The sequence below is a fragment of the Paenibacillus odorifer genome, assembly GCF_000758725.1.
Lineage (GTDB): Bacteria > Bacillota > Bacilli > Paenibacillales > Paenibacillaceae > Paenibacillus_AQ > Paenibacillus_AQ odorifer.
In genome coordinates this window covers 2,986,657-3,000,162 of the sequence record NZ_CP009428.1, presented here as the reverse complement: position 1 = coordinate 3,000,162, position 13,506 = coordinate 2,986,657, and the positions used below count along the sequence as shown (strand labels likewise).

Annotated in this window: 11 protein-coding genes; 6 read left to right on the top strand and 5 right to left on the bottom strand. The window is 44.1% G+C overall.

Annotation, left to right across the window (positions count from 1 at the left end; all coding sequences use genetic code 11):
* Window positions 1–4 precede the first annotated feature (4 nt).
* Window positions 5–385, top strand: coding sequence for a hypothetical protein (locus PODO_RS12900; RefSeq protein ID WP_036686425.1), 381 nt, complete (start codon window positions 5–7; stop codon window positions 383–385).
* Here PODO_RS12900 and PODO_RS12895 read toward each other — a convergent pair whose 3' ends face one another.
* The 3 genes from PODO_RS12895 to PODO_RS12885 all read right to left on the bottom strand — a co-directional run bounded on the left by PODO_RS12895 (window position 386) and on the right by PODO_RS12885 (window position 3,451).
* Window positions 386–844: a hypothetical protein gene (locus PODO_RS12895; protein WP_038570565.1), complete on the bottom strand. Its 459-nt coding sequence runs from the start codon at window positions 842–844 to the stop codon at window positions 386–388.
* A gap of 208 nt (window positions 845–1,052) precedes the next feature.
* Window positions 1,053–1,238, bottom strand: coding sequence for a hypothetical protein (locus tag PODO_RS12890; protein WP_038570562.1), 186 nt, complete (start codon window positions 1,236–1,238; stop codon window positions 1,053–1,055).
* 257 nt (window positions 1,239–1,495) lie between these two features.
* Window positions 1,496–3,451: a helix-turn-helix domain-containing protein gene (locus PODO_RS12885; RefSeq protein ID WP_038570559.1), complete on the bottom strand. Its 1,956-nt coding sequence runs from the start codon at window positions 3,449–3,451 to the stop codon at window positions 1,496–1,498.
* 375 nt (window positions 3,452–3,826) lie between these two features.
* Here PODO_RS12885 and PODO_RS12880 point away from each other — a divergent pair, with 375 nt between their 5' ends.
* Window positions 3,827–5,890, top strand: coding sequence for a methyl-accepting chemotaxis protein (locus PODO_RS12880; protein WP_038570556.1), 2,064 nt, complete (start codon window positions 3,827–3,829; stop codon window positions 5,888–5,890).
* Window positions 5,891–6,056: 166 nt separating this feature from the next.
* Here PODO_RS12880 and PODO_RS12875 read toward each other — a convergent pair whose 3' ends face one another.
* Window positions 6,057–8,297, bottom strand: coding sequence for a M56 family metallopeptidase (locus tag PODO_RS12875; protein ID WP_218918672.1), 2,241 nt, complete (start codon window positions 8,295–8,297; stop codon window positions 6,057–6,059).
* A 5-nt stretch (window positions 8,298–8,302) separates the two neighbouring features.
* Window positions 8,303–8,680, bottom strand: a complete 378-nt coding sequence (locus PODO_RS12870; RefSeq protein WP_038570550.1) for a BlaI/MecI/CopY family transcriptional regulator — start codon at window positions 8,678–8,680, stop codon at window positions 8,303–8,305.
* A 202-nt stretch (window positions 8,681–8,882) separates the two neighbouring features.
* Here PODO_RS12870 and PODO_RS12865 point away from each other — a divergent pair, with 202 nt between their 5' ends.
* The 4 genes from PODO_RS12865 (at window position 8,883) to PODO_RS30030 (ending at window position 13,490) form a co-directional block, all read left to right on the top strand.
* A complete protein-coding gene (locus PODO_RS12865) occupies window positions 8,883–10,373 on the top strand; it encodes a 4-hydroxyphenylacetate 3-hydroxylase family protein (RefSeq protein WP_052097002.1) in 1,491 nt (496 codons plus the stop codon).
* A 212-nt stretch (window positions 10,374–10,585) separates the two neighbouring features.
* Window positions 10,586–11,245: a response regulator transcription factor gene (locus PODO_RS12860; RefSeq protein ID WP_036686413.1), complete on the top strand. Its 660-nt coding sequence runs from the start codon at window positions 10,586–10,588 to the stop codon at window positions 11,243–11,245.
* Window position 11,246: 1 nt separating this feature from the next.
* Window positions 11,247–12,620, top strand: coding sequence for a sensor histidine kinase (locus PODO_RS12855; protein ID WP_038570547.1), 1,374 nt, complete (start codon window positions 11,247–11,249; stop codon window positions 12,618–12,620).
* Between the two features lie 60 nt (window positions 12,621–12,680).
* Window positions 12,681–13,490: a hypothetical protein gene (locus PODO_RS30030; protein ID WP_051491458.1), complete on the top strand. Its 810-nt coding sequence runs from the start codon at window positions 12,681–12,683 to the stop codon at window positions 13,488–13,490.
* The last annotated feature ends 16 nt before the right edge of the window (window positions 13,491–13,506 follow it).

Here is a 13,506-nt window from a genome sequence, read left to right as displayed (position 1 = left end):
TATTATGAAAAAAAAGCTGCGTTCTATCACGCTCAGGGGACTGGAATACAGCTACATACTGGGCATGCGAATCCATGACAAACGGAGTCTGCTTGAATTAAAGGTTTATCATAAAAATGTAAAGCTCCATCCGCTACGCATCCAAATCCTAACATGGGATGATCCGATTGCCGGATGTCCGCTGAATACAGGCTATCTGCTGCAAAACCATAAAAAAGGGTTTGATGTTGTCTATAATCTAAACCATCCACAGCGTATCCGCGAATGGATCGAATATGGAACGGCTAAAGGCTGGGACGGCACCCGGACAATAGAAATCATATATGGATTGGATGCTATGCAGGAAATGGGCTACGATATTACTTCATTGCGCACTTCTATATAATCAGTCAAAAACCTGTTCCAGTGCTTGCGGATTATAAGGACTGATAATTTTATATGCATTCAAGTGAGGATTGCTTAAATCATTGTCATAGATGATCATATGCTGTCTGCTTTTTAGAATAATATCAAATCGTTGCTTGCGATCAGCCTGAACTATCGTAATATAATAGCTGAATTTTTTGTCAGAACTGACATTTCGGGCCGATTTCATTAATTGAACATGAGAGAAATCAGTAAAGATCCGCTCAATAACAGCAGGATCAGTAATAATGATGTCTTTCTTTTCACCGGGAACTGAAGACAATCGCGAGATTTCTAGAGAGGCGATTTCTTCCAATCGGATGGTATTGGCTACGATTCGTTTAAACGAAGTATAGCGGCTTGCTGTATAGGCCATCAAAGAGACACCTCCCCCTGTCAGAAGCGCACCGACAAGCATGTATTTTCTATTTTTATCCATTTCCCATTCCTCCCAGTAATACGATTCTGTAAGCTACAATTATAAAACTATAAAGACATCGGTGCAAATCTGCTTATTTTAACTTCTACATAGCACACGAGCCAGGGGTCAGAAGGAAATACTTAAGTCAAGTCAGCCCCCAAGCTGTTTTGTTCCTAAACTAGCGCAGAAAAGCCACTCTATGGGTGGTACGATGGACGTCTTGCCCCTAATACTCTAGCTCGTCCAGCTTCGCTTCCAGTTCAGCCAGCTTACGATTCGCTTGATCCAATATTTCCTGAAGCTCTGCAGCTTCTGCTCGTTTTATTTCTTTTTTAACGGTTTCAATCTGCTGTTCCAAATAGAGAATATCGGCTTCATTTCCTGAGTTGTTCCAAATCTGTGAGTAAGTCATAGTCAGCCTCCGTTTATCTGTGTCCACGATTCAAGCATAACCCGCATTCCACTTCTTCAGATTAATCGATGCTACTCTTAGCGTCTAGCTAATCAACAAAAATCAATGAGCCGATTACTTTCCTATATTCAACACCCTCTACTTTATAAGCAAAACAAAGAAGCAGCGAGTTACTTCACTGCTTCTTTGTTGAATCTTACTTCTCTCATTCAAAACGGTCATTAAACTTCACGTCAAGGGTTAACCTGAGATCTCATTTATTTAGCCAGCAGTTTAGGGAACTCATCCAGCAGCATGCTGCTGGTCAGCATATCGTCATAATTCCATTTGGTCTCCACAAAAGTAACTTTTCCGCTCTTAACAGCAGGGAGCGAGCTCCACAACGCAGTTTTCATTAAATCATTAAAGGAATTTTCCGCATCAGCATTGGCCGGATAAATGACAAACAAATGGTCACCAATAAGCATCTTATGCATTAGCTCAGGTGAGACCTCAATATAAGGCGCGCCTTCTGCCGGCTCAATTTCCTTCACTGCTTCTGACATTTTGTAGCCCTGCGGCTGATACAGCAGTGCAGGAATGCCACCAGTTTTCATCAAATACATTGTCTTGTTCCAATAATAAATCAGCACTACCGCTGTTTCTCCTTCGGCAAGTTTGCCTTCCTGACGCAATCCGCTCCACATATTCTCGGCCTTGCGATTATATTCGGACAACAGTTGCTCTGCTTCAGCCTTTTTACCCACTATCTCACCAATGACAGGCAGACGCTCAGACAAGGGTTTACTCTGGTCAAATACAACAGTAGGTGATATTTTGGACACTTCTTCATATTGTTTGTCCATCACATAACCTAGCATTGTTAAATCCGGTTCCAGATCCAAAACAAGTTCCAGATTTGTAGGAAATCCGATATCCTGTGCCGGGGTTGTCTCCTTGTCCAAATAGACTGATTCTTCAATAAACCGGCGGTCGACACCGACCGGCTGAATCCCGAGTGCCAGCAGGTCACCGATCGAATTACCCTGCAGCACAATCCGCTGTGGACGCTCTGGAATATCAACCTCATGCCCCTGACTGTCTTTATATACTCTTGTAGATTTTGAATTGGTGGCTGAGTCCGGTGGACTTGTCTCTGTTTGCACAGAGGATACCGGACTAGGGCCAGCATTCGCAGAATTAACAGGACTGTTCCCTGAAGAGCAAGCACTAAGCATTAAAACCAGACATAACAGCATCGCTGCTCCCATTGACATTTTTGTATTTCTAACCATCAGTAAATCCCCTTTTCCTCTATATTGATAATGATTATCATGATCATTATCAATATAACTTGGCTCAGCCCATCCTGCATTAGACAATCTTAGCCTGATTTTAGGACGATCTGATCCTTTGGCAGAGTCTTGGGCCAATGACTTAAAATTACCCGGAGTCACACCGGTTGTTTTCTTGAAAATACGGATGAAATAGGACAGGTCCGTGTACCCCACTCCGGCGGCAACCTCCTGCAATGATGCATCGGTATTTAGCAGCAGTTCCTGCGCCTTATCTATTCGCGTCCGAATAAGAAAATCAATCAGACTGGTACCCGTCTTGCTTTTGAACCGCTTCGCCACATAGGTCACACTATAATTAAGCTGCTCTGCAATAGAGGATAAGGTAATAGGCTGACTGTAATATTCCCGTATGTATCGAACGGCTTGCTCCACCAGATCCGGCTTGACGGGATAGACTCCATATGCCTGTCTCTGCCGCTCAACTTCGTAGACAAATTGATAAAGCATTGCTTTGATCTGAATCCGTTCAAGTGAACTTGAGTCCAGCCATTTTCGGTGCATCTCCTTTACTTGAGACAGTAAAACCACTGGAGCATCCGGAGCAAATTCATATTGTTTTTGAAAAGGACTGTTTCTTTCAAAAAGTCTACGTACACCTGATCCGGACGTTAGCGAAAGCGAAGCTTTATAGAAAATAAAATAAAACTCCATTTCCTCCCTGACCCAATCAATATCCAGTTGCCCTCCCTTTCCGCTGTGTAGGATATGAAAACGTTCTGCAGCATGTTTATTTCCATTGAGCCGAAAACCTGCGTTGCCGCGAACCATATATAAAAAACCTGCAGCCGGGAACCTATAGGAGGTCAGCTTGTCGCCGGCCTTAAACCACATATGGCGAATATCAACCAGCCGGATATGTGCATAATCCCAGAGCATCAAATTATCATCAGTATTTAAAATCTTTACTCGCCTCCTTCCTATCGGAAGTATAATTGATAATCATTATCAACCGCAAGAGCTGGAAGCAATATACAAACAAGAAGTCCGAAAAAAGCAGTTAAGCATCATCTAAAAAAATAACAATTCGCCTCTAATCGGTAACTTCAATGTGCCAAGTCAACAGACTAATTGTTAAGATCTCCCTCGCCCCCCACCATCTTGAAATCCCGCACCAGTCAAGGGTTTATCCTGTGCGTTATCCATTTTAATTTAATTTTTTTATTCTCAAAATTACTATTTCGAAAATCTCACAATCTTCCGATATGTTCTTATGAGCTATTTGCTCAGAGACAACTTGGGGGAGATGGTAGCATGTTAAAACAACTAAAAAAAAGGCGGTTCGGTTCATCAAGCATAGCAAATACTTTGTCCATTGTACTTTTAGTTATTATTGTTGTCGTCTTCTCAATCTTGGGAACCTTTATGTTTTCCAGCACTCGCAGCATACTTGTGAAACAACAAGAATCTATGCTTCAGACCAAAACACAGGCACTTGTCAGTCAATTTGATGCACTATTTAAGGAAAAGGGTTCACTGGTCAAGCAAATGTCAACGAATAACTTATTCAAACAATACATCGAAACCACCAAATCTCCAGAAATGGCCAAGACTTCACCGCATGCCGCTGAAGTAGCAAAGACACTAGCTGCCATTGTAAAGGTGGAACCCACTTTTGCAGATGCATGGATTGCTAGTACTGCCGGCAAAGGTTTTTACATCCTCAACAATGGTACGACATCAGATGCTGCTTTTAACATTAAAGAACGGCCGTATTATAAGCCAGCAATCGAAGCAGACGGCCTGTACTACTCCGATCCTTATATTGACATCACTACAGGCGATATGCTGATGGGTATTTTTTATCCGATAAAAAATGACAACAATACATTAATCGGTTTTGTCGCGGTTGATATAGCGTCTAAAAATATCCCTGAGATAATGGAAAGCTATAAGCTAGGCAGCACTGGTTATTCCATTCTCGCCTCCAAAACAGGTGATATACTGTATCACCCAGACCAGTCTAAGGTCACAAAGGAAAGGATTAATGAGCTGCCAGGTGATCTTGGGGGGATCGGCAAGAAAATGATCGCTGGTGAATCCGGCGTACATCTGATTAATGACAACGGAGAACGCCGTTACATCGGCTATGCTACAAGTAAAGATACCGGCTGGTCCGTAGGTTTAACTATTTCAGAGCGTGAAGTGCTCTCCGAATTAAAAAAGTTCACCTGGATAACGATTGGCGGGTTTGTGGCAGCGGCGATTCTGCTCGTTCTATTTTCGTATATCACACTCCGTTATCTGCTCAGATCCATACCGAAGCTGCTCACCAAAATCAAACGGGTGGAAAATGGGGATTTGACTGTTCAATTTGATGCCTATTCCAACAACGAAATTGGACAGATCTCCAACGGAATATTCAACATGGTCCAGAAAATTCAAGGGATGCTTCAAATAGTGGGTACCTCCGCTCAGGTATTAAACCAGTCCTCAAAAGATCTGCAATCCATTTCTTCCCGTACAGCTATAACGATGAACGATACAGCAACGGCCATTAATGAGATTGCGAATGCGACCAACTACCAGTCGATTGAAACGGATACGATTTTGCAAAAAACCGGATCATTATCTGGTCAAATTGACGAAATCGCAAATGATGCCATAGCCATAGAGACGATGGTGCAGGCTTCTGCCGACCAGAGCGAACTGGGGTTAGGTGTATTGAATCAGTTATCGAAATGGGCAGAAGAAAATCACAACTCCACTCATTCGATATCGTCTGCCATTCATGATATTGATCAAAGCCGTCATGAAATTTCAAGTATCGTGGACACGGTACATCAAATCGCTACGCAAACCAATCTGCTGGCGCTAAATGCTTCCATTGAAGCAGCACGTGCGGGAGAACAGGGGCGCGGATTTGCCGTTGTTGCCGGAGAGGTTCGCAAGTTGGCGGAGCAGACCGCACAGGCCACACAGGAGATTGGCAGAAAGGTTCATGAAATCGAGGAAAAAACTAGAGCATCCGTGGAATACACAGCCCAAGGACTTGAAATTGCCGAAGAAAATGCAAAATCCGTGGAGGCTACGAAACAGGTATTCTTTAGCATCAACAGCGATTTGGAGGCTTTGAGATTACGTATGATTCAAATCAGCAGCAACACCTCCAAAGTCCATAAGCACAAAGATGAAATCCTACAGGCACTCGAAATCATTTCTTCAACTACAGAAGAGAATTCCGCTTCGACGGAAGAAGTTAGCGCAAGCACGCAGGAACAATTGGACAGCATTGAACAGGTTGCCGAGCTATCCCAGCAGCTTAACCAGTTGTCCAAAAAGCTTCAGGACGAATTAAACCAGTTCCAGGTCGAATAGCCCTCTAGTCATCCGTAAGTTACGCAGTCATGAGACTATCCTCCCTTCTAGAAAAATTAAGCAGCCAGTGCATGCCGATAATCCATCGGCGCGCACTGGCTGCTTTTAGTTTCAATTCGCTAGTAATGGTCTCTTCAATCGTACGGTACAGACCTATGATAATTAACTATTTATACGGGTAAGGAATTTCCTCCCACTGACCAGTAAAGACATCTACTTTAATCGTGAATTCCCTGCTTCCTTGCCTAACATCACTGAACAAATAACCATCCCCGATAAACCCTGAAATCCAGTCCGTACCTGTTGGCTTGAAACCCTCTGTATCAAAGATAGGTTGGAGTAACTTATACAGTTCCTTCTGGTATTCTGTACCGTTAGAGATATCCCACAGATCTATCGCTTCTCGGTTTACAAGACTTCTCAGTGGACTGCCAGAAGTTACGTCATGAACCGTTCCGGTAAGCGGATTAATTTTGTAGCTGTTGCCTTCCCCTTCGCCATTCAGTGGATCTATATCCACCCTATATTGATCTCCGTCTTTGCTAAAGGTCCAACCGCTTGCCGGAAGCTGTTTTTCCATCATGGACTTGATGTCCTGTTCACTGAGCGGTGGAGATATAAACGAACCATAGTACATCTGTGCGCTCTCAATGGTCAGATTCTTCCCGTAAACGGCAATAACTTCGAGCGGAAACTCAGACATAGAGGCTGCACCAGCCAAGTGGGCTATAATTTGGTCATCTATCAGCTCGTATGAAACTATTGAGCCAAATCCGACCTTCTCTCCCCAAGCTCCCTCAGTGTAATCATATACTTTGGTCAAATGCTTTCCGTCCAGTTCAGCAGATACATAGGTATGGTTATTTCGGTGTGTAATGGAGGATTTCAGCCTCTGATTCAACGTTTCGATCGGATCTTCGACCACAAGCTCTTCCAAGGTAACAGGCTGGAGCACATGAATCTCACTCATAGAAAGTCCGGTACCTGTGCCGGTCGTAATGCGTATGAAGATTTCTTTAGTCCCATCCCCGTTCACATCTGCTTCTTCAATCAATGGAGGCCGAGTTTCATCTTCCCCGGCATTCCACAAGAACGTACGGCTTACTTCACCACGCACATCTACCGTGACTTTATGCAAAAGTGCATTCTCCCCAGTGGGATTAGCAGATACCGTGATTCCGTTTTTTTCCGCCAATAGAGTGCCTTTAACGCTGGAAGCCGTGCTCTCTTTATCCTGCGCTTCTGCCCGAAAAGTAGCAGGAGCGCTCTTTGCCGGGGCTGATGCAGAATTCAGCTTTGCCCCTGTCAGGGTACAGCCACTTAAGATCATAATTACAGCTAGGCCCAGCAGTGAGTTTTTTGCCGTAAATTTTTTGTGTCTGGTAATCATGATAATCCTTCTTTCCATTTCCTTTTTACTGCTCGAAATGCCAGCTGTACCTGCCAACCGGATCGGGTCGGGTAAGGTTTCTAACAATTTGAGAAGTGTCAGGGCATAACTTCTGTGGCACGCTGGTTCAAGATGCTTCAAGGCCAGAGCATCACAGGCAACCTCTTGATCCTCTTTCATTTGGCGTACGGCATACCACAACAGAGGATTAAACCAATGCATGGCCAGCAGCAGACCTGTCAGCAGATTTAGCAAAATATCACGGCGCTTCACATGCGCCAGCTCATGAAGGAATATATGACGGAGCCCGTTCGTCTCCAGAGTGTGTAAGGTAGAGGTGGGCAGCAGCAACATGGGCCTTATAACGCCAAGTAGTGTCGGTACGGCAATCTGCTTCGTCTCGATCAGCTTGACTGGGCGCCGTACCTGCATCTCCTGCTGACAGGTTCGGAACAACCGTTGGATTTCTAAGGAATGAATCTCTGGTTCCCTTCGAACCCGTGCGGTAAATCGAAGTTGTACTCGAACTGACAAGCCCAGTACCACCGCGGCTCCGCCAAGCCACACCAAAACCAGTAAATGTAGAGGCTCCCACCCTGAATCGGTCGCCCTGGAAGAACTGTCTATTTGCGGATTGACTTGTGCCACATCATCCGATGCTGATGCTCCCGGCAAAGGTCCAGTTTCTGCAATTCCAGTAACTGACGCTGCTTCCTCTTCCTCTCCGGTCAACCCGGGCATATAAGTAAAGCCGATTTCCGACTGTACTGACGGAAAAATGGTACTCTGCGCCGCTTCTTTCTCCAGCGGCAACAGATTAAAAATACTAAATGTGCTTTCTGGTGCCCAAGGTATTGCCAGCCTCACGATCAGTGGTATCCACAGAAGATACGTCCAGGTAGGTTTTAGACGATCCTTGAACAGGAACCGGGTCAATAAGATCAGCAGAGCCAGCACGCTCGCCATGGCAGACAGCGACAATACCTTGACGAACAGATTGTATGCAGCTTCCAACAAGCGGCTCAGTCCTTTCGTTCATCCAAAATTCTCTTCAATTCTTCAATATCTTCCCGGGACAACTTTTCATCCTGCAAAAAATTGACCAACATCGGGCGCAGAGTTCCACCGTAGATCCGCTTCAGAAAGGATCGTGTCTCCGATTGGACACATTCCTCTTCCCTCACCAGCGGATAATATGAATACACCCTACCTGTCTGGTTATAACCAATAGCCCGCTTCTCTGTCAGACGCTTAATCAACGTCCGTACCGTCTTTGGGTTCCAGTCCCTGCTGCCTTCTAGTGCTTCAACAATCTCACCTGCAGTGCGCGGGGCACTTGCCCACAGCACCTTCATCACTTCCCACTCGGCATCCGAAATCCTTGGAGTTTCCTTAGACATAATACTATCCACCATTCTTTCCTGGCATGACTACATTTGTAATCCAATATCCAAAATATACAAGTCAGCTTCGTTTATGTCAACCCCAAACTCCCTGTTCACACACGGTATATGGACAATGTACACGTAGATTCATGGTCACGTACATTAATAGCAATAATACGGCTTATTAGTCAAAGATGACTTCAATGAGGTGGAACCTATGCCTATAAAAACAGGTAATCAATACATCGAACGAATCGACCGGCAAAAGATCAATATCTGGTACAGAGGAACACGTATTGAAGGTCCTTTATCCAAACACCCTGCCTTTCAGGGTCTCATACAAACACAAGCTGAAATGTATAACATGCAGTGTGATGAACGTTATTTGGCGCAGATGACCTTTCCTTCACCTGATACTGGAGATCCTGTTGGTTTATCTTTTCTTCCACCCAAAAATGCTGAAGATTTAGAACGCCGGAGAAAAATGATTGAACTCTGGTCCAATAGACATCATGGATTTTTAGGACGCTCCCCCGATTATATGAATACAGCCATTATGTCTCTCTTCACAGCTGCTGATATCCTTGAGGACCTTAATCCGAAATATGCTGAGAACCTCAGAAAATACTATGCCTACTGTCGTGATTATGACATTACCTTATCCCATGCCTTCATCCAGCCTCAAGCCAGCAAAATATCCGGCCAGATTGATGCTACAGAGGATTCTATCGCTGCTAAAGTCGTAGAAATCAATGATGAGGGGATGATTGTTACCGGTGCTTTTATGATGGCAACACAGGGAGCTACCTGCGATGAAATGCTTGTATTCCCGACTCCCTCACCCTCACTTGTGGATGATGATAATCCCTTTGCGTTTGCCTTTGCGGTGCCTAATGATCTGCCTGGAATGACTTTTTTTTGCCGTGAAAGCTACGCTGCCTCATCTACTTACGACCATCCGTTAAGTTCAAGATATGAAGAAATGGATACCCTTGTTATCTTTGACCGTATACTTATCCCTCATGATCGTATATTTTATTATGGCGATGAGATGTACTGTTCCCGATTATTCGGCGAGAGTAATTTTCATACGCATATGGCCCACCAAATTGTCACCCGCTATATTGCAAAAACCGAGTTTTTTCTTGGTATGCTAGAGTCTTTGGCTGAAGAACAAAACGCTGTCCTTGAGTCCTACACGATTCTGCCTATTTCCAGAATATTAACCTATTTAGAAACATTCAAAGCCTTAAGACTTGCAGCGGAAATAGGGGCTTCGCTCGACAAATTTGGATATCTCGTTCCAGACAAGGGACCACTATTGGCTTCAACCATTCACTTTTCAGAGTTTTATCCAGAAATGGTTGAAATGGTTCAAAACCTCAGTTCAAGCGGTCTCATCATGATCCCCTCTGAAGCCGACTTTACATCAAGCGCTGGTTCTTATCTTTATGAGTATTTGAAGGGGAATGTCTCGGATGCATGGTATCGAAATGCCTTATTCCGGCTGGCGTGGGAACTAGGAGCGGGTGCATTCGGAGGTCGTCAAACCCAGTTCGAGCGGTTATTTTTCGGCAACTCCCAAACGGTGGCCTGGCGTATGTACAACAGCTATGATAATCACGAATATTTCCGTCAAATCGTTCACGATTTTATTGCCCCCGATCCCCCCTTGCCTAAGTCAACAACGGATGGAATTTCCAATTAATAAAGAGTTGCAAAGGCTTATAATGATGTGTTTTAGGATTGATTAAGAGACTGCTTTCGTTCTCTTTCAGTCCTTTTTGAGCTCTATTCACAATCAAAATTATGAAGAACTAGATGCTTTTTCATACCTTCACTGGACAATTCTGTAATAAGTTGTTTATAGTTTATTAGCATTAGTAAGTGATTTGCTAGCTTAGGAGGGAACAATGAACTATGGGCCATATCATAGTCGTAGAAGATGAACGTGCAATCAGTGACTTAATTACTATGAATCTAAAATTAGTCGGACATACCTATAGCAAGGCTTATCGCGGGCTGGAGGTTATTGAACTGCTGGAACGTGAAAAGGCCGATTTAATTCTGCTCGATATAATGCTGCCCGAACTGGATGGTTTTGAGATCATGCAGCGGATTGCTCACTTACAAATTCCGGTGATTCTAATCACCGCTAAAGATTCACTGGCTGATCGCATCAAGGGCTTTGAGCTGGGCGCCGATGATTATATTATTAAACCTTTTGAAATCCTTGAATTGTTGGCAAGAATCAATGTGGTGTTACGCAGGAGCGAAAAAGGCACTTCCAATTTTCTTTGTGAAAACGTTGAGGTACGTTATCTTGAGAGGCTTGTCATGGTGGATCAACTACCCGTAGATTTAACCGCTAGGGAATTTGAGCTTCTTGAAGTCCTTATCCGCAACAGAAACATTGCTTTATCAAGGGAAAAGTTGCTGGAATTAGCCTGGGGCTATGATTTTGAAGGAGATACCCGTACCGTAGATGTCCACATCAGGCAGCTGCGCAAAAAACTAGGCTGGGAAGAACGAATTAAAACCGTATTTAAGCTTGGTTACCGCTTGGAAGTTCAGGTCTAGTATGAGATTCTGGCATAAAATTCTGCTGTCAGTCCTCGCCTTCTTCATCGTCGCCCTAGATGTGAGTGTAATAATGATTATGAAAAAAAGCTGGCAGCTGAACATGGACAGCGAAATGCAGCGTGCTTCAAGCGAACAGCTATTAATTGCAAACAACATTTATGAAAATCTTGAATCGATTCAGACCCGTGGGGCCACACTTACCTCTACTTTAATCTCCAGCGTGGCTCAATCCTATGGTGAATTTTATCATAAGCAGGGAATCGGACTACAGCTCTGGGAGAATGACCAGCTGGTTTATCCGAATGCCGGAGTCCCATCCGTCTCAACGCCGGAATCACATTCTATTCAACTCTCTACTGAGCTCCCTGCTCCCTATCAAGCTTTGACGATCGTTTATCAACGTGATATCAGTGACCTGTATGCTAAGCAGCATGAGCTGAACCGTTTTTTTGTAATGATTAACTGGATTATCGGTCCAATTCTGCTCCTATTACTCTACTTGCTGATCCGGCAGTTGACCAAACCACTTAAACAGCTTTCAAAGACTACAAAAACGATCGCTGAAGGCAAATATACCGAGCGTGTGCAGTTGCGCAGTAAAGATGAATTTGGTGAGTTAGCCCTGAACTTTAACCGAATGGCAAACGCAGTGGAACAGCACGTGATCGAACTGTCTAATATGGCCGATGAAAAGCAGAGAATGGTAGATAACCTCGCCCACGAACTGCGCACACCTTTAACCAGTATGCAGGGATTTGCTGAATTTCTGACTTCCGCGAATATAGGCCAGGAAGAACAGCAGATGGCTGGTCAATATATCCTTAGTGAAACCTTACGCCTGAAGAATTTTGCCTTCAAACTGCTGGATTTGTCCGTCCTACGGCATCATCCTCTGACTCTGAAACAAGTAGACATATCAGATTTGTTCAAATCGGTTAAACAGATTGTGCAGCTTAAATTGGACGAAGCAGGCATCAAACTAGAAATGGATTATTCGATCCCTGCGGTTTGGGGTGATCATGATCTGCTAACTTCCTTCTTGGTTAACCTTGTCGAAAATTCCATTCATGCATCTCCGCAAGGGAGCACCATCCGCTTGCTTGCCTATGCATTGCAAAATGAAGCCATATTGGAAGTATGTGATTCGGGATTTGGGATGACCCCGGAACAGAGCGCGCGTGTTTTTGAACCCTTTTATCGAGGTGAAAAATCGCGCACACGCGAATACGGGGGTGCGGGTCTTGGTTTATCTTTATGCAAGCAAATCGCAGATGCACATCAAGCCAGAATTTCACTGAATTCTACTTTAGGTCAAGGAACAAGTATCCGCATTTTTTTACAACTCCATAACATCTGTTCACCTACTCTATAACATCTATAGTTTAAGGTTAGGAAGATTCAGCATCATCCGAAGCAAATGGAGGTTATTCAAGTGAATAACAAAAAATTCCCCACTGCTTTAGCTGTACTCCTGTTCTCGGGGAGTCTGCTAATCGTCAGTGCAGTCATTCAAAACACCACCCATTTAGCTTTAACCAGCATCAAAACCCCAGGGGTGAAGTTGGAAGCACCCACGCGGGTGTCCACAGAGAATGACGATCTACAACAGCAGACGAGCCCTAAAGAAATACAACAAATTAACAATTTCATAGACATGGCTGGTAATGAGACTTCTGTATCCAAACGGAACACTGTTACACCGCCTGCTGTAGGGCATTTGAGTCAAAGCGATACCGTTGCTCTCGCTGCTTCAAGCGTTCGCAAATTATTCGAAGTGGACATGGGAAAGCTGCAGATGCGGGTTATTCTGAGTGATACCCGAACCTCGCTGCCGTGGACATGGGCTGTACATTTCAGTCCATATAACGCCAAGACCCTAGAAGGGCAAGGTAAGGAATTCTGGGAATACGATGTACTAATTGATCCCATAAACGGTATGGTAGTGAATACGACCGCGATTAATAATTCTCTGAAAAGAACACCAATTAGCGCTTCTGCTGCCAGCGCCATCTATAAAGATGCTAGTTGGATCAATACGGCCATTACTATCCTTACAGATAAACAAAAAGAAAGCCGAAAAATTGTTACAGCAACACTAATCAACACTGAAACCAATGATAAACGCGGCATGGTCGCTGTTCAGATGATGCTGGAAGATGGCAGCAGCTACACGGCAGAAATGCGTTATCCTGATCAAAGTCTGCGCTGCCTTACCTACGAGACTGCTCAAGTAGTGAAATAAATCAAAAATAGAATCA

What these genes read in the sequence shown, in the direction of transcription:
- PODO_RS12900 (WP_036686425.1), top strand. Translation starts at nt 5, where the DNA reads ATGAAAAAAAAGCTGCGTTCTATCACGCTCAGGGGACTGGAATACAGC.
- PODO_RS12895 (WP_038570565.1), bottom strand. Translation starts at nt 844, where the DNA reads ATGGATAAAAATAGAAAATACATGCTTGTCGGTGCGCTTCTGACAGGG.
- PODO_RS12890 (WP_038570562.1), bottom strand. Translation starts at nt 1,238, where the DNA reads ATGACTTACTCACAGATTTGGAACAACTCAGGAAATGAAGCCGATATT.
- PODO_RS12885 (WP_038570559.1), bottom strand. Translation starts at nt 3,451, where the DNA reads ATGCTCTGGGATTATGCACATATCCGGCTGGTTGATATTCGCCATATG.
- PODO_RS12880 (WP_038570556.1), top strand. Translation starts at nt 3,827, where the DNA reads ATGTTAAAACAACTAAAAAAAAGGCGGTTCGGTTCATCAAGCATAGCA.
- PODO_RS12870 (WP_038570550.1), bottom strand. Translation starts at nt 8,680, where the DNA reads ATGTCTAAGGAAACTCCAAGGATTTCGGATGCCGAGTGGGAAGTGATG.
- PODO_RS12865 (WP_052097002.1), top strand. Translation starts at nt 8,883, where the DNA reads ATGCCTATAAAAACAGGTAATCAATACATCGAACGAATCGACCGGCAA.
- PODO_RS12860 (WP_036686413.1), top strand. Translation starts at nt 10,586, where the DNA reads ATGGGCCATATCATAGTCGTAGAAGATGAACGTGCAATCAGTGACTTA.
- PODO_RS12855 (WP_038570547.1), top strand. Translation starts at nt 11,247, where the DNA reads ATGAGATTCTGGCATAAAATTCTGCTGTCAGTCCTCGCCTTCTTCATC.